Genomic DNA, 18,073 nt, shown 5'->3' with positions numbered 1-18,073 from the left:
AAGTTCTAGGTCAAGATCCAGTGCAACCCCCTCCAGCTCCCCCTTGAAGTTAAGGGGGAGAGCTAGGGCAAGACCATCTAGATCGTCACAGGTGTCTCGTCTGTTTGGTTTTATTGGCACAGTGGTCTCGGCCGCTCTTTTTTCAAGGTAAGCAGACCTACAAATGACAGGTCAAGTTCTAGGTCAAGATCCAGTGCAACCCCCTCCAGCTCCCCCTTGAAGTTAAGGGGGAGAGCTAGGGCAAGACCATCTAGATCGTCACAGGTGTCTCGTCTGTTTGGTTTTATTGGCACAGTGGTCATCAGCCGCTCTTTTTTCAAGGTAAGCAGACCTACAAATGTTTGCATCCAATCATCGGTTAAAGTCGAAAAGATGGGTGATGGTTTGTAAGAGCTCTTTTCTCCTCTGCCGCTGTTAATTTTCTTTGATATCTGATTATCGGAAAAACGATTGTAAGTAGCACCCATAAAACTCTCCTCATATGGTTAGAACCAACCATACAAGGAGAATATATAACTATGGACCAGGATACATAACTATGAACCTGTATAGTTAATTATTGAACAACCACAAAGGAAGATTATGATGAGGGGCTTTTTATTCGACCGTTACGGATTTGGCTAAATTCCTCGGTTGGTCGACATCGGTGCCTTTTACAACGGCGACGTGGTAAGACAAGAGTTGCAGTGGGATCGTGTGTACGATGGGCTCTAGTATCTCTTCTACTTTTGGCACTTCGGTGAAGATGATGTTGTCTTCATTATGAAGATTGGTGCTTCGGTCGGCAAAAACGTATAACTCACCGCCACGGGCTGCGACTTCTTGCATGTTGGATTTTAATTTATCCAGCATGCCGTTATGCGGCACCATGGTGATGATTGGCATGTCTTCATCGACGAGCGCTAATGGTCCATGTTTCAGCTCTCCGGCAGGGTAAGCTTCGGCATGTATATAAGAAATCTCTTTCAGCTTTAAGGCGCCTTCCAACGCAATCGGGTACATGGCACCACGGCCTAGGAACAAGGCGTTGTGCTTGTTGGCAAAGCGATCTGACACTTTTTGAATGTGCTCATCTTGTAACAAGGCGGCGTTTACATACGCTGGCAACGAGCGCATAGCTTGAACCAGTTCTTTTTCTCGCTCGGCAGACAGGCCATTTTCTACGGCAATCGCGATACTGGTAATCAATAAAGCCGTTAGCTGGGTAGTAAAGGCTTTCGTTGATGCAACACCAATTTCAGCGCCAGCTCGGGTCATCAGAGTTAATGCCGATTCACGAACCAGTGTACTAGACGGTACGTTACAAATAGCCAGCGTGGTTAAGTAACCTTGCTCTTTTGCTTTACGAAGGGCGGCTAACGTATCCGCCGTTTCACCAGATTGAGACAAGGTTAGGAACAGCGTGTTTTTTGGCACGGCAACTTTACGGTAACGATATTCACTGGCGACTTCGACACTACAAGGTAAGCCAGCTAAATCTTCTATCCAATATTTGGCGACAAGTCCGGCGTGATAACTAGTACCACAAGCAACGATATGAATATTCTCTACATCTTTTAGAAAAGCAGAGTCAGCACCAAAGCAGTTAATTAACACTTTGTTTTCACTGATGCGACCTTCTAAGCAAGCTGCGATAACACTTGGCTGCTCGTAGATTTCTTTCATCATGTAATGGCGATATTCGCCTTTGTCGGTAGCGTCTACGTTGTGGTTAAAGACATTGACCGGGCGCTCTTGTCGCTCGCCTTTTTGATCATAAATAACCACATTGTCTCGTGTCACTTCGACGACATCGCCCTCTTCCAAGAAGATGAATTTGTCTGTTACGTGCAAAAGTGCCAACTGATCAGACGCGACAAAGTTTTCTTCGATACCCACGCCAACCACTAAAGGGCTGCCTTTACGAGCCGCAATAAAACGCTCTTTGTCGGTTTTATTTACCACTGCAATGGCAAACGCACCTTCTAGCTGAGTCAATGTCGCTTGAACGGCTTTTAGTAAATTTGGCTGTGTTTTAAGTTCATTATGAATTAAATGAACAATCACTTCGGTATCCGTTTCTGATTTAAACTCGTAGCCTTTGGCTTTTAATTGGCTGCGCAATATTTCATGATTTTCAATAATGCCGTTATGCACTAGGGCTAGCTCGTCACCTGAAAAATGCGGATGCGCATTGGCTTCTGTTGGCTTGCCATGAGTGGCCCAACGTGTATGAGCAATCCCTATCATGCCATCTAGAGGTTCTGCGGTGAATTTGTCTTTTAGCGCCTGCACTTTGCCTACTGCACGGTGAGAGAAAACCCCTTGTTCGTTATTAATAGCAATACCTGAAGAGTCATAGCCTCGGTATTCTAGGCGACTTAATCCTTCAATAAGGATTTTAGATACATTACGGCGAGCAATTGCTCCTACTATTCCACACATGTGTACTGTCCTTCGATTCTATTGGTTAAAAAGAACGCGATTCTTTTTAATGGCTGGCTTATTTAGACGTGTTTTTAGTCGGTTTAGGCCAATTGTCTTTTGCGGTCTGACGAGCTCGGCCTAAGGCCAGCTGATTAGACGCTACATTTTTGGTGATGGTTGACCCGGCGGCAATGGTCGCACCGGCAGCAATGCTGACAGGGGCGACTAACGCAGAGTTAGAACCGATAAACACATTGTCTGCCACTTGGGTCAGATATTTATTCACGCCATCGTAGTTACAGGTGATCGTACCAGCACCGATATTGACGCCCGCGCCCATTTGCGTGTCGCCAATGTAACTAAGGTGATTGACCTTGCTGCCTTCGCCAATCATGGCTTTTTTGGTTTCGACGAAGTTGCCAATTTTGGCTTTATTCGCTAATTGCGTACCAGGACGAAGTCTAGCAAACGGACCAATATCGCAGTTCTCGCCGACTTGGCTATCGTCAATTAGCGTGTTGCTTTTAATAATAGTGCCTTTGCCTATGGTGCAGTCTTTTAGGTGGCAATTTTGCCCTATTTCAACGTCATCACCGATCACCACTTTGCCTTCAAAGATACAGTTAATATCGATCACAACATCTTGCCCTGTGGTTAACTCTCCACGCACATCAATACGTGAAGGGTCGAGTAAGGTCGCGCCATTTCTCATCAGCTCGTCGGCTTGTTGGCGTTGTAGAACGCGCTCTAATGCGGCCAATTGTACTCGGTCATTCACTCCGGACACTTCGGTTTCAGAAGACGGCTGCACCGTGACTATGTCGACACCGTCGCGTGCAGCCATGGCGATAATATCGGTCAGATAATATTCCTGCTGGGCGTTGTTATTGGTAAGCGCCGCCAGCCATGTTTGTAAATGCGCATTAGGAGCCAGCAAAATACCCGTGTTTACTTCTTGAATTTTTAACTCTTCGTCATTAGCGTCTTTTTGCTCAACAATCGCCGTGACCTTGTTGCCTGCATTACGCACAATACGGCCGTAGCCTGTGGGATTCTCCAAAGTAACGGTCAACAGCACCAAAGAATTAGGCGTCGATAAAGATGTCATCTTTTCTAAGGTGCTGGTTTGGATCAAAGGCACATCGCCGTACAAAGTTAGCGTTGAGCCCTCTTCTTGCAAATGAGGTGCAACTCGCTTCAAAGCATCGCCAGTACCTTGTGGGTCATTTTGCCAAACAATATTGGCCGAAAAATCCTGACATTTTACAGCGACATCTTCACCTTGATGCCCAACAATAAGATGCAAAACAGCATTTGGTAAAGAACTCGCAACCGTCAGTACTCGTCTCACCATAGGCACTCCAGCAATGGAATGCAGTACTTTAGGAAGCTTAGATTTCATACGGCTGCCCTTACCGGCAGCGAGGATAACAATATCCTGTGTCATAGATCGTCCTTGTTTTAGACGTTTGTTTAATAAAATAGGAATAATTGTGTCTATTAAACCCCGAGCACCACATCAGCTCAACCACAATTGTCATAAATAAAATGACAATTAAAAACAAAAGTCGATATTAGAATCGACACAACAGCTTCTTATAGATTGGTTTTGGATAATAACTGGAGATTGTTTGCATCCAATCATCGGTTAAAGCCCAAATGGCAGGTGATGGCTTGGTCTCGGGTCTTGTAGGTTAGCCTTTAGGCTAATAAATGGAGATTGTTTGAATCCAATCATCGGCTAAAGTCAAAATGGCAGGTGATGGTTTGGTCTTGGTTTTTGTAGGTTAGCCTTTAGGCTAATAAATGGAGATTGTTTGCATCCAATCGTAGGTTAAAGTCGAAATGGCAGGTGATGGCTTGGTCTCAGGTCTTGTAGGTTAGCCTTTAGGCTAATAAATGGAGATTGTTTGAATCCAATCATCGGTTAAAGTCAAAATGGCAGGTGATGGTTTGGTCTCGGGTCTTGTAGGTTAGCCTTTAGGCTAATAAATGGAGATTGTTTGCATCCAACCATCGGCTAAAGCCCAAATGGCAGGTGATGGCTTGGTCTTGGTTTTTGTAGGTTAGCCTTTAGGCTAATAAATGGAGATTGTTTGAATCCAATCATCGGTTAAAGCCCAAATGGCAGGTGATGGTTTGTTAGTTGAAAAAAGAGTCATGTTAATCACAGGTGTCTCGTCTGTTTGGTTTTATTGGCACAGTGGTCATCAGCCTAAAGGCTGACCTACAAATGCTTGTCACCCAATCATCGATTAAAGTCAAAATGGCAGGTGATGGTTTGTTAGTTGAAAAAAGAGTCATGTTAATCTCAGGTGTCTCGTCTGGTTGGTTTTATTGGCACAGTGGTCATCAGCCTAAAGGTAAACGGAGTCCCAAAAGGGGTAGCTTCTAACACTATTAACCAATTTTTTACGAAGTGGGTTAGCGACTATATATCTGGCTATATTCTTCCTGTCATCTTCAGTTCGAAGCGCTCTATCGTAGAATCTCGTTTGCCAAATACTGCCTTTGGAGTTTCTAGAATGATTAAGAATTTTAGCGCTTCTTCCTTTTAATGATCCTATCACGACCGAAAGATCGGTTTGCGAATCTAAGCGAAGTAATCCATGAAAATGATCAGGCATGAGCACCCAAGCTAACCAGGTACATTGATGGTTGATTTCGTTCACTTCTATTTGCTGACAAAACAAACATGCTAGTTTGAAATCCTGAAAATAAGTGCGATTACCTTCTGTTTTAAAGGTTATAAGATATTCACCCTGTGATTTTGAATATCTACCTTTTCTTAAATCGCTCCATGACATAAAGCATCCTTTTTTATAGTTCCCTTTATTTTATTGTAGACGAAAATTAAAGTCGAAATGATGGGCGATGGTTTATTAGTTGAAAAAAGAGTCTCGTGAATCACAGGTGTCAGGCACCTTGTCTCGGGTCTTGTAGGTTAGCCTTTAGGCTAATAACTGGAGATTGTTTGAACCCAATCGTCGGTTAAAGTCGAAATGGCAGGCGATGGTTTTGTTAGTTGAAAAAAGAGTCATGTTAATCACAGGTGTCTCGTCTGTTTGGTTTTATTGGCACAGTGGTCATCAGCCTAAAGGCTGACCTACAAGTGACAGATCAAGTGCAAGGGCAAGTTGGTTGAATCAGGTTAATCCTGAATGTCAGGTCTTGTAGGTTAGCCTTTAGGCTAATAACTGGAGATTGTTTGAATCCAATCGTCGGTTAAAGTCAAAATGTTGGTGATGGTTTTGTTAGTTAGAAAAAATAGTCATGTTAATCACCGGTGTCTCGTCTGTTTGATTTTATTGGCACAGTGGTCATCAGCCTAAAGGCTGACCTACAAATGACAGGTCAAGTGCAAGGGCAAGTTGGTTGAATCAGGTTAATCCTGAATGTCAGGTCTTGTAGGTTAGCCTTTAGGCTAATAACTGGAGATTGTTTGCATCCAATCATCAGCTAAAGTCGAAATGGCAGGTGATGGTTTGTTAGTTGAAAAAAGAGTCATGTTAATCACAGGTGTCTCGTCTGGTTGGTTTTATTGGCACAGTGGTCATCAGCCGCTCTTTTTTCAAGGTAAGCTGACCTACAAGTGAAAGATCAAGGGCAAGTGACAATGCAAGACCATGTCGATTTTCACAGGTGTCTCGTCTGTTTGGTTTTATTGGCACAGTGGGCATCAGCCTAAAGGCTGACCTACAAGTGAAAGATCAAGTGACAGGTCAAGTGACAGTGCAAGACCATGTCGATTTCCACAGGTGTTTCGTCTGGTTGGTTTTATTGGCACAGTGGTCATCAGCCGCTCTTTTTCAAGGTAAGCAGACCTACAAGTGACAGTGCAAGACCATGTCGATTTTCACAGGTGTCTCGTCTGTTTGATTTTATTGGCACAGTGGTCATCAGCCTAAAGGCTGACCTACAAGTGACAGTGCAAGACCTGTCGATTTTCACTGGTGTCTCGTGTGGTTGGTTCGTGTGTTCCGTGGCTTTTGGCTAGAGGTTTTTGTTTGGACAGAGGTTGCATTCTTTTTGTAGGAGTTCGACGAGTAGTCTGGCGGCGGGGCCGGTGCGTTCGCCTTTGCCGAAGATGGCGTACATGTAGAATGCTCGTTCGCCGCCTGAGACTAGGTTAAGTACTTTTAATTTTCCGTTTTCTAAGGCTTCTTTTAGGTCTGCTTTTGGTAGCCAGGCGAAGCCAATTCCGTTGCTTACAATTTCTAAGGATGATTGTACGCTGGATACGGTCCAGCGACGATTGGTACCTAACCAACCTGCGTCGATGGGGGCTTCTACAGCGGAGTCACGAATAACTAGTTGAAGCTCGTGGCTCAGTCTTTCGTTGTTTATTGGTAAAGTTTCTTGATTCAAAGGATGTTCTGCCGCTGCGACGGCTATCATTTCAACTTCAACAATGGGGTCGGCAAGATACCCTTTTGGCACAATGCTGCTTAATACTAAATCTGGATGACCTTTTTTAAGTGCTTCAAGACCACCACTTAAGACAACTTCTTTCAGCTGTACTTGTGTGCCTTGGCTTTGTGGCTCAAACGCTTTTAATGCATTTAATAATGCTGGGGTTGGGAAGGCTTGATCAACAATAACTTCTAGCTCTGGCTCCCAGCCTTGACCTAAGGTATTAGCGAGTTCTTCAAGGTCGACGGCTTCTTTAATAAGATGCCTTGAGCGACGTAGTAGCACCTCACCGCGCTCAGTTAATTTTGCTTTACGCCCAGCGATAACCAATAAAGGGTAGCCTAGTTGCTCCTGTAACTTGGCGACGGTGTAACTGACAGACGACTGACTTTTGTGTAACGCTTCTGCGGCTTGCGCAAAGCCACCTTTGTCGACAACCGTCTGTAATACTCGCCATTGCTCCAATGTTACTCGAGGTGCTCTCACTGCTCATCTCTCTTTGTTGATTCAAACATTATATATATCGTATTTTTCGATTGATATCTGCTAAATAATGCGCTTTTTTATCGAATTAACTGCCCTTAATATAGCCACATCGAAACAAATCGCTGAATCATTCAGCTTAACGACTTTATTGGAGAACCCACTATGGCTACTTTATTACGCATTGATTCCAGTGCTTCTGGCGATAACTCTAAATCTCGCCAGCTCACAAATGAGTTTGTGGAGGCATGGTTAGTAAAAAACCCAAATGGTGAAGTCATTGTTCGCGATGTAAATGCAGAACCTCTTCCTCACCTCACGAGCGAAACATTGGGTGCATTGTTTACTCCTGCAGAAGAGCGTTCACCAGAGCAGCAAGCCATCGTTGCCATTGGTGATGGATTAATCGAAGAGTTGGAAGCCGCTGATGTGATTGCGATTTCTGCGCCTATGTATAACTTCGGTATTCCGTCTACCTTAAAGTCTTACTTTGATTACATTGCTCGCGCGGGCCGTACTTTCAAATACACTGAAAATGGCCCTGTTGGCTTAGTAAACAAAGACGCTTATCTTTTTGTTGCAAGTGGTAGCTTTTTGGCAGAGACCGCCATGGATCATCAAGTGCCTTACTTGAAAACCTTCTTGGCTTTTATTGGTGTAAATGTAAAAGAAACTTTTATCGCAGGCGGACAAGCTTTGGGCGAAGCGGGTGCTGACGCTTTTATAAAAGCAAAAAGCGATATTGCGGCTACGTTGTAAACAGGGTTCACGATATTGGCTTTGCTGGCTGTTATTGGTCATTACTAACCGATTGGGTGTTTCGCACCCAATCAGTTTTTTCTGCAATAGTTTTTTTAAAGCCTGTAATTTATAGACCTCTAATTTATAAACCAGCGGCTTTTAAGCTGATTCTTTTTCGCTTCTCATCGACTTCCAGTACAGTGACTTTTATTACCTGCCCTACTCGTACTAGGTCTCTTGGGTCTTTCACAAAGCGATCCGCAAGCTGCGAAATATGGATCAACCCATCTTGATGCACACCTATGTCTACAAACGCGCCAAAAGCCGCGACATTAGTTACAACGCCTTCTAATGACATTCCCTCAACCAAGTCAGACATTGACTGAACACCTTGATCGAACTCGGCATAACGGAACTCTGGACGAGGATCACGGCCAGGCTTGGCCAGCTCTTTTAATGTATCGTCAAAGGTATAACGGTCAATACCCGAAAAGTCAGCAAACTTAAGTTGCAACTGGTTAATCGCCGACACATTGCCTAATAAGCTCTGGATCTGCATGTTCATCGCTTTCGCCATGGTCCGTACCAGTGGATAAGACTCCGGATGCACGCCTGAGCTATCTAATACCTCGCGACCTTCTAATACTCTTAAAAAACCCGCACATTGTTCAAAGCCTTTGGCGCCTATGCCTTTCACTTTTAACAACTCTTCACGAGATTCGATACGGCCTTTTTGGCGGCGGTAATCAATAATATTTTGCGCCATACGGTTGGATAGACCCGCGACGTAAGACAATAATGACGCCGAGGCGAGATTCACATCCACGCCGACTTTATTTACGCAGTCTTCTACGACATTAGCTAATGAGCTGGCCAACTGCGCGGGCTTTACATCGTGTTGATACTGGCCCACTCCGATGGCTTGAGGATCGATTTTGACCAGTTCAGCGAGCGGATCTTGAAAACGTCGAGCGATGGATACAGCGCCACGAATGGTCACATCCAAATCGGGAAATTCGCTGATCGCAACATCAGATGCAGAATACACCGATGCGCCTGCTTCGCTCACTACCACTGCGCGACAAGACAGCCCTTCTGCTTGAATCAGCTGATTGGCTAGCTGTTCTGTTTCTCTAGATGCGGTGCCATTACCAATAGCCAACCACTCAACATTATGTTGCGTAATGTAATTTAGAAGTGATGATATGGCTTTTTGTTTTTGAGTTTCAGAAGTGAATGGATAAATAACACCATGATCAACAAGCTCCCCGAATTCACTAATAACGGCGAGTTTAACGCCATTACGAAAACCTGGGTCCACGCCTATCACTCGATGAGGACCTGCTGGAGCGGACATTAATAAGTCATTAAGGTTGTTTGCAAAAACATTAATAGCCCCCTCTTCCGCTTGTTCTTTTAAAACAGAGAAAATATCACTTTCAAGTTTAGCACTTAGCTTTTTCTCCCACGCTAAGAACAAATATCGTTTCTGATTGACATTCAACTTACATAAAGCAGCATTTCTTTCTACTTGTGGGCTGAAAATAAATGCTAAATGATCCAGATTTAACCGAGACAGATCTCCCGTTTCATTTGGTAGATTAATACTCAGCTTTAAAATAGCTTCTTTTTTACCCCGAAATAACGCTAATAATCGATGAGAGGGTATCTTTTTAACCGCTTCACTATAATCAAAATAATCTCTGTACTTCTCACCTACGTCTTTTTTGCCTCGCACTAATTTACTTTGCACTTGGCCTATGGATAACAATAAAGAACGCCCTTGCTTCAGAAGTTCCGTATCCTGAGATAAGGTTTCTATAATAATATCTAATGCGCCCTCTAAGGCTTTTTGAACCTCTATCTCTAGTGACCTGCTCTTCAACCATTGAACTAGGTCCTGAGGCTGCTCAGATAGCGTGCCTGCCCACAAGTCTTCTGCTAGGGGTTTTAATCCAATTTCTATCGCTTCAGACGCTTTGCTTTTACGCGTTGTTTTGAATGGTGCGAAAATATCTTCTAATTCAGATTTTGTAATTGCTTGGTTAATTTTTGTTATCACGCCTTTAGGGCAATCAGGTTTATTTTCAAGTGCTGTTAAAATAGATATTCTGCGTTTTTCTAATTCAACAAGATATTGCCAGCGTTCATGAAAGCGCCTTAAATCCACGTCTAACATTCCACCTGTACTTTCTTTTCGATAGCGAGCAATAAAAGGAACCGTCGCCCCGTCCTCAAACATGGCTAATATATTTCGGGAATATTTTTCTTGTATAGAAAACTCTCGGCTTAATGTATTTTCAAGACGTCTCATTATTTACCCTATTTTTTACACTTTATGTAAGTTTTAATAGATTATTAAATTCGCATATTTGGTTTTTTTTCATTAGAATTCACAGGTGAAACTTGAATTGTCATGAATATTGTCCAAAATGTATTTGATAGTATGTCTCTCACATGGATGGACAGTTATCTTTTTTACGATTTAGATAACAATACAACAATTACTTTCATCCTAATACGCAAAGAAAAGAAGAAAGTTAAACAATTTCTTAACAAAAAGTCGTTCAAACAAGTAGTACCGTTTCGACACTTATTGAGTGTAAGGATGAATCTCTTTATTCGGTGTAGTACAAACAACAACCCGTTCTTAACAGATACATTAGAGGATACTTATGAGTTTATTACTTGAATTAGCAGGCAATAAAGCAAAAGCACGTGCAGCAGCAAAAGAATTAACGGTTGCTCAGCTTGAAAACCTAATCGCTGGTTTTACTAACGCATTAGAAAAAGTGAAAGAAGAAGAAGAAGCTCGCCTTGCTGAAGAAGCTGAAAAATCAGCACGCGCCGAAGAAATTGCTCAACTAATCGCGAAAAGCGGCCTGACGATGGAAGAAGTGGCTTTATTAAGCACGCCAAAAAACAGCGCTAACAAAGGCAAAACTGTTGAGCCTAAATACCGCTTAGAAGCCAATGGCCAAACTCACGAATGGACTGGCCGTGGCCGTACTCCTAAAGTATTCCAAGAATACTTTGACGCTGGCAACAGCCGTGAGAGCGTTGAAATTAAATAGTTTCAACTTCTTATGTTTAATAAAAAAGCGGCCTTGGCCGCTTTTTTATTGCTTGTTGTAAATCAAATCCCAGACACCGTGACCAAGTCGTTCTCCACGTTGTTCAAATTTTGTTAACGGACGCCATTCAGGTCGAGGATGATATAAGCCTTTGCCTGCTGCATTCGTATAATTTTCCTGTAATTCCATGACTTCTAGCATGTGCTCTGCATAAGGTTGCCAATCGGTCGCCATATGAAAGTAGCCGCTTTCTTTAAGTACATTGGCTACTTGCTGAGCAAACAAAGGCTGCACAATGCGACGTTTGTTGTGCTTTTTCTTGTGCCAAGGATCAGGGAAGAATAATTGGAATGCGCTCGCGGCTTGCTCTGGTAAGCAGGATGCCATGACTTCAATGGCGTCGTCACAATAAACTCGAAGATTTTTAAGTCCTTCTTCTTGTGCCAGCATCATCAGCTTTGCAACCCCTGGCGGGTGAACTTCGATACCAATAAAGTCTTTTTCAGGGGCGTTTTTGGCCATTTCAACCAAAGACGCCCCCATACCAAAACCCACTTCGATGACAACGTCAGACTCACGACCGAAGATCGTTTGATAGTCAATTCTGCCATCGGCTAGCTCTAGGCCATAAAATGCCCAGTTAGCGTCATAGTTTTTTTGCTGACCTTCGGTCATACGGCCACCACGCACAACAAAACTACGAATAGTACGTTTTTTAATTGGCGCTTGGCTATTTAGCTCTTGATTGTCATTCATTGGATCTTGCATGATTTTGATTCGTATCACTTTGGCGGAAACAGTCTATCGAACGTTTTTTGATCGACGGTGAATTTTGGCGGCTATCCTACCGGAATTTAGCCTTTATGTCCTGCTTTACGTACTATTTTGCACCCGGTTTGGCATTAGGCTCATTATTACGATGCCACTGCCATAGGGATTTAGTCAGCAAAAACCAGCCGACGAGATAACACAGTCCACCAATCGGGGTAATGGCACCCAGCCATAGCACTCCTGTTAGCGCCATCACATATAAGCTACCGGCAAAAAACGTATTGCCAATAACAAAAAGCACAACAATTCTTTTCGCTGAAGGTAAGTAGACCGCTAGAGCCGCGACTAACAACCCTGCTAATGCATGATACATAAGATACTGACTGCCGGTGTGCCACCAGCTTAAGGCTTTTTCATCTAATACTTTGGTTAAGGCATGAGCACCAAATGCTCCTGCCGCTACGGACACAAAACCTTGACTAGCGGCCAATGCAGCCCATTTAGCAGGAAAGGAAACCATAAACTATTAATTCCGGTAGATTCATTGTTCTAATGTTTGTTGCTCTAATTGCTTGGTTGTTTCAACACTTTCGTTATTTCAGCACATTCACTATTCCAACACATTGAGATAGCCATTACTGCCAATGGCGTAATAACGCCCATCTTTACCAAAGGCTAACGCCAACACACTTGCCCCCGTAGGACGGAGCGTGTCTTTCAGATACAAATCCCACTCTTTTACTGTTTCTCCCGAACTAATATTACGCAGTGAAACACGTCGATTCACACCGCCGACTAGGAGGTTTCCATCATTCGTGGAGAAGACGGCTTGGCTAATGGTATTTTGACGCCTTTCGAGATCGCCCGTATTAACGGTGGCGACTTCTTTACCGGTGCGTGTTGACCAGACTTTAGCGTTGCCAAGTTGTGCCGCGCCAAAAGCGTATTTCCCGTCAGCCGATAACGCCACGGTTGAGATGCGGTTACTCAAGCGCCATAAGAATTTCTGTTTGCCGGTTTGAGTATCCCAAAGAATAACCTGATGTTTGTCGTCGCCAGTTAATCCTAGCGCACCATCGGGAGTCACAGCCACTGAGCGAACGATGGCTCCAGTGCGAAAAGTTTGTTTGATGCCGCCATTTTTAACATCAAAATAGCGCGCTGTCTGATCATCCAATCCGACTAACGCGAAATCACCATTATTGGTGAGTTTTAACGATTTTATATCGCCCGGCGTGTTCCAAAAACCGGCAGAATGACCATTACTGGTATTCCATAAGACCAAGGTGCGCGCTGAGCCTGTTGCGGCAAAAGCATTAGTCGGGTCAATATCGACACTGGTTAATGAGGTGTATTCGCCTTTGGCGTGATTCCAATTATAACGACGGTCGTTTAATGCTGTCGTCCAATAGCTACCACCATGTTGTATCGAACCAATCACCGCGGCACTACCATCTTGGCTTAAGGCAGCAGAATACAGACCTTGAACCGCATATTCTGCGGTTCTTTCAGGTGATTTAGCAGAACACGACAGCAGTAATGCCGACGTGGAGATAACAAAACACAGTTTAAGCGCCTTGTTCACTATGGGCTTCATGGAGTTCCTTGATTAATCTATCTTCGTACTCAAAACGTTCTGCCATAACGACACTCAAGGCTTGCAGCGAAAATGGCAAAGCTTCTAGCTGAGTATTACAGTGGTCTTTCGTGTCGTATTTATCGTGAAATTCAATGGCGAGCTGCGTGGTATGGTCGATCTCAGGCAAAAGCGTTTTCAATAGTTTTACCGCGCTGGCATCATGAAAATCTTTTGCTTCTAAAGCTAACTGTTCGTAAACAGTAAAATGTCCTACAGAAACGTAGTCTACTAGTTGTTCGCAAAACGCTTGGATTTTAGGCGTGTCTGTTGGTGTACATTCACCTCGTTCGCGCAAGTACATCCCCGCTTCAATTAGTTGACGGCGTTGTTCTAACCACCGATCAATGATCACATGCACTCCACCCCAACGCTCTTGTGCTGTTTTACATCGCTCTAACATAGCGTGACTCCATTCTTGCGCTAACGAGCGACGGTAACGTCTCTCGCTAATGGTAAGTAAAAGATGTACTTGGCTTTTTATCTAGCATATTCCGAACGATTATCCCCTGCAAGCGGCTCAAATCAGGGAATTGTAACGTTTCGATTCTTTATGATTAACCCTTGTTAACCCTACGAAACGCAATAAAACCATTAATAATAGCCATGCCTACAAAAGCAATGAGAGTCCAACCCGGAATACTTAGACCTAAGAAAGTCCACACTACTTCACCACAATCTCCCGTGCCCATAATCATGGCTTTAGCAACATCTTGCCAAGGAAATGCATCTATCATATAACTCAAGCCCGGCAAGCAAGCAGGCAAATCATCAATAGGTAAGTTCTGTAAATACAAATGGCGAATAGCCAGTGCCGCTCCTAATAATGACAAAATAACGACAACAATAGACAACCACTTTCTTAAACGTTGGCTAGACATGATCGCTGAAAACAACGAAACCACACCGATTATTAACAAGACTATACGCTGCAGCATACATAATGGACAAGGTTCTAAACCCATTTGATATTCCATGTAAAATGCTACACCCAGCAAAATAAAAGCAGCAAAACCAATCACACCATGAAAACGACGCGCCGAAAAAATAGTAAACATATAGGGCCTTCACATTCTGTCTTTTAAAGTTGAAATAGTTAGTAACGACGATGACAATATAGGAAAGTTTAAATTCCTACTGACATACGACTTTAATGACAGTTAGTATACTGACTATTAAAATGAGTACGAGACCAAATGATGTCACCGATAACAACTTTAAAACAATTTTTTGCACTGAGCTTGATACTTGCCTCTTTATTTAGCAATTTCACACTGGCTGCAGACGAAGAAAACCCGAATCAACCCGCTTACGTAGAACTCACTCCAGACTTTATTGTAAATTACACAACCGCTAGCAGCCGTCTTAAGTACATTAAAACTAGTATAACCATACAAACAGATAGCTCTCATGAAGCCATCATTCAAGCCAATATGCCACTCATCAGAGATGCCTTAGTGATGTTTTTAAGCTCGCGCACCGATGCTCAAGTCTCTGGCGCTCAAGAAAGAGAAAAGACCCGTGAAGAAGCCGCGGTGGCAGTAAACATCGCACTCAAGAAAGAAACCAATCAAGAGCCAGTCAAAAGTGTGCTCTTTGGTAGTTTCTTGACGCAATAAATGTTTCTATAAAGGTCAGTTATAACCAAAAAAAGCCCGACTAAGCCATATTAATCGGGCTTTTTAATGACTTTTTAACGCGATTAAAAAGTCATTATTTAAAAGTAGCTAGCTAACAAAAGTCGTTGTTAGCAAATAGTCGCTAGAAACTTTATAACTCGACGATATCGTCTGGACTAACGTAGCCTGTTACTTTATCTGTCGGCTCATTATTGAAAAATTTCTCCATCTGCTCCATCACGTACTTACGAGATTCCGGCAGCATTAGATTAAGTTGTTTTTCATTAATGATCATCGTTTGCAACATTTGCCATTCTTGCCATGCCTGCTTAGACACAGTTTGTAGAATCTCTTGCCCTCTGGCGCCAGGTAAGGGTGCGCGATCTAACGCTTCCATGTCTTTTTGGTACTTTTTGCAAAAAACAGTGTTCGACATAAGAATAACTCGCGATTTAAAAAGGATGCTTTTCATAATGGCGTTAAAACATCAAAAATCAAGGTCTGTCACTGCACGCAGCCTCTCCAACCAAAACGCTAATACAAACTTACAGATAGCTACGCAGCACGCCGACCAAAATAAACACGATAATCAACGAAAAAATCGAAGGGCGCTTAAACTTAAGCCATAAGAAACCCACCAGCACACAAGCTAGATCCCAACCATTGAGCACGCTAGAAGAGGCAATTGGGTGATACAAAGCGGCTATCAAGATCCCTACTACCGCGGCATTCACATTGCCTACCGCAGAGCGAAAGCGCACATTCGTGGACAAGGTTTGCCACATATTCTGCCCACTTAGCATCAACAACAAGCCAGATGAGAAAACAGCCAAGGTCGCTACCGCAGCCCAAAGCCAATCATTCGTCCCACTCGGAGCTACCGCTGCACCAAGAAAGCTCGCCATGGTAAACATAGGTCCAGGCACCACTTGCGCAGCGGCATAGCCTAATAATAGATTTGAGTCTGATACGGTATCGGAGACAAACGCTGACAGCATAGGCAGCACCACGTGACCGCCACCAAAGACCAAGGCGCCCGCTTGATAAAAACTCGCAAACAACCCGAATAAACCACCATCGACAAGAAAACTCGCCCCAAATATCCCCAGCGAGATGACCAAAAGCCAATAACCAAAACGTACCTTGGGTAAAGCTTCAGTATGTTCTGCTGTAGCTACTGGGCTCAACATACCCACTACAGCGACCAACAACAAGACCACAAGACTGGCCAGCTCAAACGGTGAAAAAGTAATAAACAAAGCACTTAATAACGCCACCAGCATCATGCTTTTACGCTGACAAAATGAGCGCCACATAGTAAGACACGCATCCGCTACCACCACCACAGCCAGTAGTTTCAATGCATGCACGACACCTTCAAATAACACACTGCCTTGCCATGCCTGACCAAATTTAGCCAACAACACCATGACCACAAAAGAAGGCAAGGTAAAAGCCAAAAAGGCGGCCAGACCACCCCCATAGCCACCACGATGATAGCCGATTGCAAAACCCACTTGACTCGACCCTGGGCCTGGGACGATTTGACTTAATGCCACCCACTGAGCAAATTGAGACTCTGTTGCCCACTTTTTACGCTGCACAAACTCCCGATTAAAGTTACCTAAATGCGCCGCCGGACCGCCAAAACTGGTTAATCCTAACATCAGAAAAGAAACAAAAATGTCCCTAAGGCGCTTAAAATATGACGTATTTTCCATTACTTTCGACTCCAATTAACGGCGCTCTAAAAGAAATACGCCTGAAATCACGGTTACTGAAATAAATATCGCTTAAATATATACTGCATAAATAAGAGCTAACCATTGTCTAATAAAACATTAGCCCTTATTCATATTATCTAAAATACTGCGGACTGGCGCTGGTAAACCCAGGGAAAACGCTTCATTCAATGAAAACCATTGGTATTTTCCGGGCTCAAATACAGCGCCAATAGGGCCAATTTCAACTCGACTTGGCTCAATATCCAAATGGTAGTGACTAAACGTATGACGAAAAGCGTTTAGCGGAGCTATCGTGTGGGTGCTTGTTTGAAAACGTTGTTCAACGTGCAAGACAACACTTTCTTCGCTCGCCAATTCAGGCAAACTCCAGAGTCCACCCCAAATACCTACTTGCGGGCGTTTTTCCATCAATACTTGATTATCGTCATTCACTAGCACCAACAATTGCAGACTTTTCTCTGGCTTAGCGGCTTTCTTAGGTTTACGGATAGGAAATTGAACTGGGTCTTCGCTACGTCGCCCTAAGCAATCGGCTTGCAAAGGGCAAATCAAACATTGCGGTTTAGAGCGTGTGCATAAGGTTGCCCCTAAATCCATCATCGCTTGAGTGTAGTCGCCACAGCGTTCGCTCGGCATATAATGCTCGGCCAATTCCCACATAGCATTTTCGGTTTTCTTTTCACCGGGCCAAGTTGGTACTGCATGAAAACGCGCCAACACTCGTTTTACATTGCCATCTAAAATAGCCGCTTGAACACCACGAGAAATCGATAGAATAGCGGCAGCCGTTGAGCGCCCTATTCCTGGTAATTCACAAACGCCTTCGACGCTTTGCGGAAACTCACTGTCCAGTTCATCCACCAACATCTTGGCGGCTTTGTGCATATTACGGGCGCGGGCGTAGTAACCCAAGCCACTCCAATGAGCCAGCACTTCATCCTGTTCCGCAGCGGCTAGCGCCTCTACAGTTGGGAACGAGGTCATAAATTTATGGTAATACGGAATAACTGTGGTGACTTGGGTCTGCTGTAACATGATCTCTGAGATCCAAACACGGTACGGTGTTTTGTTTTGCTGCCACGGCAGACTTTTACGCCCAAATTCGTCGAACCACGCTAATACACGGGGCGCAAAGTTTTCTACTGCTTGCATTCATTTCTCACACTGTTGTTTGGGCTTCAATAA

The 18,073-nt window shown here is 43.8% G+C and carries 18 protein-coding genes; 4 read left to right on the top strand and 14 right to left on the bottom strand.

Translation table 11 applies throughout. From position 1 onward, the window contains the following. Positions 1 to 110: 110 nt before the first annotated feature. The 4 genes from V6259_RS02500 to V6259_RS02485 form a co-directional block, all read right to left on the bottom strand. Complete coding sequence (locus V6259_RS02500; RefSeq protein ID WP_341583187.1) at positions 111 to 467, bottom strand: hypothetical protein; 357 nt, start codon at positions 465 to 467, stop codon at positions 111 to 113. A gap of 130 nt (positions 468 to 597) precedes the next feature. Next, complete coding sequence (gene glmS / locus V6259_RS02495) at positions 598 to 2,424, bottom strand: glutamine--fructose-6-phosphate transaminase (isomerizing) (RefSeq protein WP_341583186.1); 1,827 nt, start codon at positions 2,422 to 2,424, stop codon at positions 598 to 600. Positions 2,425 to 2,482: 58 nt separating this feature from the next. Continuing rightward, the gene (glmU, locus tag V6259_RS02490; protein ID WP_341583185.1) at positions 2,483 to 3,853 is read right to left on the bottom strand and encodes a bifunctional UDP-N-acetylglucosamine diphosphorylase/glucosamine-1-phosphate N-acetyltransferase GlmU; all 1,371 of its coding nucleotides are present in this window, start codon (positions 3,851 to 3,853) and stop codon (positions 2,483 to 2,485) included. A gap of 910 nt (positions 3,854 to 4,763) precedes the next feature. After that, positions 4,764 to 5,213 carry an REP-associated tyrosine transposase gene (locus V6259_RS02485; RefSeq protein ID WP_341583184.1) on the bottom strand — a complete coding sequence of 150 codons (450 nt, stop codon included), beginning with the start codon at positions 5,211 to 5,213 and terminating at the stop codon, positions 4,764 to 4,766. An 835-nt stretch (positions 5,214 to 6,048) separates the two neighbouring features. Between V6259_RS02485 and V6259_RS02480 the strand changes: the two genes are divergently transcribed. After that, positions 6,049 to 6,240: a hypothetical protein gene (locus tag V6259_RS02480; RefSeq protein WP_341583183.1), complete on the top strand. Its 192-nt coding sequence runs from the start codon at positions 6,049 to 6,051 to the stop codon at positions 6,238 to 6,240. A gap of 159 nt (positions 6,241 to 6,399) precedes the next feature. Here the strand turns inward: V6259_RS02480 and V6259_RS02475 are convergent, their stop codons facing one another. Next, positions 6,400 to 7,305 (bottom strand): LysR family transcriptional regulator, encoded by a 906-nt coding sequence (locus V6259_RS02475; protein ID WP_341583182.1) that lies wholly within the window; start codon positions 7,303 to 7,305, stop codon positions 6,400 to 6,402. Between the two features lie 162 nt (positions 7,306 to 7,467). Here V6259_RS02475 and V6259_RS02470 point away from each other — a divergent pair, with 162 nt between their 5' ends. Further along, positions 7,468 to 8,061 carry an FMN-dependent NADH-azoreductase gene (locus tag V6259_RS02470; protein WP_341583181.1) on the top strand — a complete coding sequence of 198 codons (594 nt, stop codon included), beginning with the start codon at positions 7,468 to 7,470 and terminating at the stop codon, positions 8,059 to 8,061. 124 nt (positions 8,062 to 8,185) lie between these two features. Here V6259_RS02470 and V6259_RS02465 read toward each other — a convergent pair whose 3' ends face one another. After that, positions 8,186 to 10,357, bottom strand: a complete 2,172-nt coding sequence (locus tag V6259_RS02465) for a Tex family protein (RefSeq protein WP_341583180.1) — start codon at positions 10,355 to 10,357, stop codon at positions 8,186 to 8,188. A gap of 361 nt (positions 10,358 to 10,718) precedes the next feature. On the opposite strand from V6259_RS02465, the gene V6259_RS02460 reads away from it, so the two are divergent. Then, complete coding sequence (locus tag V6259_RS02460; protein WP_133013080.1) at positions 10,719 to 11,117, top strand: H-NS histone family protein; 399 nt, start codon at positions 10,719 to 10,721, stop codon at positions 11,115 to 11,117. Between the two features lie 45 nt (positions 11,118 to 11,162). On the opposite strand, the gene trmB is transcribed toward V6259_RS02460, so the two are convergent. The 5 genes from trmB to V6259_RS02435 all read right to left on the bottom strand — a co-directional run bounded on the left by trmB (position 11,163) and on the right by V6259_RS02435 (position 14,582). Next, a complete protein-coding gene (gene trmB / locus V6259_RS02455) occupies positions 11,163 to 11,885 on the bottom strand; it encodes a tRNA (guanosine(46)-N7)-methyltransferase TrmB (RefSeq protein ID WP_341583179.1) in 723 nt (240 codons plus the stop codon). A gap of 112 nt (positions 11,886 to 11,997) precedes the next feature. Further along, a complete protein-coding gene (locus V6259_RS02450; protein ID WP_341583178.1) occupies positions 11,998 to 12,408 on the bottom strand; it encodes a DUF423 domain-containing protein in 411 nt (136 codons plus the stop codon). Between the two features lie 90 nt (positions 12,409 to 12,498). After that, positions 12,499 to 13,485, bottom strand: a complete 987-nt coding sequence (locus tag V6259_RS02445) for a WD40 repeat domain-containing protein (RefSeq protein WP_341583177.1) — start codon at positions 13,483 to 13,485, stop codon at positions 12,499 to 12,501. Next, on the bottom strand, positions 13,457 to 13,927 hold the full coding sequence (gene rsd, locus V6259_RS02440) for a sigma D regulator (RefSeq protein ID WP_341583176.1): 471 nt from the start codon (positions 13,925 to 13,927) through the stop codon (positions 13,457 to 13,459). Before rsd ends, V6259_RS02445 begins: the two co-directional genes overlap by 29 nt. Positions 13,928 to 14,081: 154 nt before the next feature. Further along, a complete protein-coding gene (locus tag V6259_RS02435; protein ID WP_341583175.1) occupies positions 14,082 to 14,582 on the bottom strand; it encodes a disulfide bond formation protein B in 501 nt (166 codons plus the stop codon). Between the two features lie 138 nt (positions 14,583 to 14,720). On the opposite strand from V6259_RS02435, the gene V6259_RS02430 reads away from it, so the two are divergent. After that, positions 14,721 to 15,143, top strand: coding sequence for a flagellar basal body-associated FliL family protein (locus tag V6259_RS02430; protein ID WP_341583174.1), 423 nt, complete (start codon positions 14,721 to 14,723; stop codon positions 15,141 to 15,143). 151 nt (positions 15,144 to 15,294) lie between these two features. On the opposite strand, the gene V6259_RS02425 is transcribed toward V6259_RS02430, so the two are convergent. The 3 genes from V6259_RS02425 to mutY form a co-directional block, all read right to left on the bottom strand. Further along, on the bottom strand, positions 15,295 to 15,579 hold the full coding sequence (locus tag V6259_RS02425; RefSeq protein WP_341583173.1) for an oxidative damage protection protein: 285 nt from the start codon (positions 15,577 to 15,579) through the stop codon (positions 15,295 to 15,297). Positions 15,580 to 15,688: 109 nt separating this feature from the next. Next, the gene (gene chrA / locus V6259_RS02420; RefSeq protein WP_341583172.1) at positions 15,689 to 16,864 is read right to left on the bottom strand and encodes a chromate efflux transporter; all 1,176 of its coding nucleotides are present in this window, start codon (positions 16,862 to 16,864) and stop codon (positions 15,689 to 15,691) included. 120 nt (positions 16,865 to 16,984) lie between these two features. After that, a complete protein-coding gene (gene mutY, locus V6259_RS02415) occupies positions 16,985 to 18,040 on the bottom strand; it encodes an A/G-specific adenine glycosylase (protein ID WP_341583171.1) in 1,056 nt (351 codons plus the stop codon). Positions 18,041 to 18,073: the final 33 nt, after the last annotated feature.

Source organism: Marinomonas sp. TI.3.20, from assembly GCF_038155025.1.
Lineage (GTDB): Bacteria > Pseudomonadota > Gammaproteobacteria > Pseudomonadales > Marinomonadaceae > Marinomonas > Marinomonas flavescens.
Note: the sequence above shows the minus strand (reverse complement) of the source record. Positions and strands in the feature narration are given on the sequence as shown.

What these genes read in the sequence shown, in the direction of transcription:
- V6259_RS02500 (WP_341583187.1), bottom strand. Translation starts at nt 467, where the DNA reads ATGGGTGCTACTTACAATCGTTTTTCCGATAATCAGATATCAAAGAAA.
- glmS (WP_341583186.1), bottom strand. Translation starts at nt 2,424, where the DNA reads ATGTGTGGAATAGTAGGAGCAATTGCTCGCCGTAATGTATCTAAAATC.
- glmU (WP_341583185.1), bottom strand. Translation starts at nt 3,853, where the DNA reads ATGACACAGGATATTGTTATCCTCGCTGCCGGTAAGGGCAGCCGTATG.
- V6259_RS02485 (WP_341583184.1), bottom strand. Translation starts at nt 5,213, where the DNA reads ATGTCATGGAGCGATTTAAGAAAAGGTAGATATTCAAAATCACAGGGT.
- V6259_RS02470 (WP_341583181.1), top strand. Translation starts at nt 7,468, where the DNA reads ATGGCTACTTTATTACGCATTGATTCCAGTGCTTCTGGCGATAACTCT.
- V6259_RS02465 (WP_341583180.1), bottom strand. Translation starts at nt 10,357, where the DNA reads ATGAGACGTCTTGAAAATACATTAAGCCGAGAGTTTTCTATACAAGAA.
- V6259_RS02460 (WP_133013080.1), top strand. Translation starts at nt 10,719, where the DNA reads ATGAGTTTATTACTTGAATTAGCAGGCAATAAAGCAAAAGCACGTGCA.
- trmB (WP_341583179.1), bottom strand. Translation starts at nt 11,885, where the DNA reads ATGCAAGATCCAATGAATGACAATCAAGAGCTAAATAGCCAAGCGCCA.
- V6259_RS02450 (WP_341583178.1), bottom strand. Translation starts at nt 12,408, where the DNA reads ATGGTTTCCTTTCCTGCTAAATGGGCTGCATTGGCCGCTAGTCAAGGT.
- V6259_RS02445 (WP_341583177.1), bottom strand. Translation starts at nt 13,485, where the DNA reads ATGAAGCCCATAGTGAACAAGGCGCTTAAACTGTGTTTTGTTATCTCC.
- rsd (WP_341583176.1), bottom strand. Translation starts at nt 13,927, where the DNA reads ATGTTAGAGCGATGTAAAACAGCACAAGAGCGTTGGGGTGGAGTGCAT.
- V6259_RS02435 (WP_341583175.1), bottom strand. Translation starts at nt 14,582, where the DNA reads ATGTTTACTATTTTTTCGGCGCGTCGTTTTCATGGTGTGATTGGTTTT.
- V6259_RS02430 (WP_341583174.1), top strand. Translation starts at nt 14,721, where the DNA reads ATGATGTCACCGATAACAACTTTAAAACAATTTTTTGCACTGAGCTTG.
- V6259_RS02425 (WP_341583173.1), bottom strand. Translation starts at nt 15,579, where the DNA reads ATGTCGAACACTGTTTTTTGCAAAAAGTACCAAAAAGACATGGAAGCG.
- chrA (WP_341583172.1), bottom strand. Translation starts at nt 16,864, where the DNA reads ATGGAAAATACGTCATATTTTAAGCGCCTTAGGGACATTTTTGTTTCT.
- mutY (WP_341583171.1), bottom strand. Translation starts at nt 18,040, where the DNA reads ATGCAAGCAGTAGAAAACTTTGCGCCCCGTGTATTAGCGTGGTTCGAC.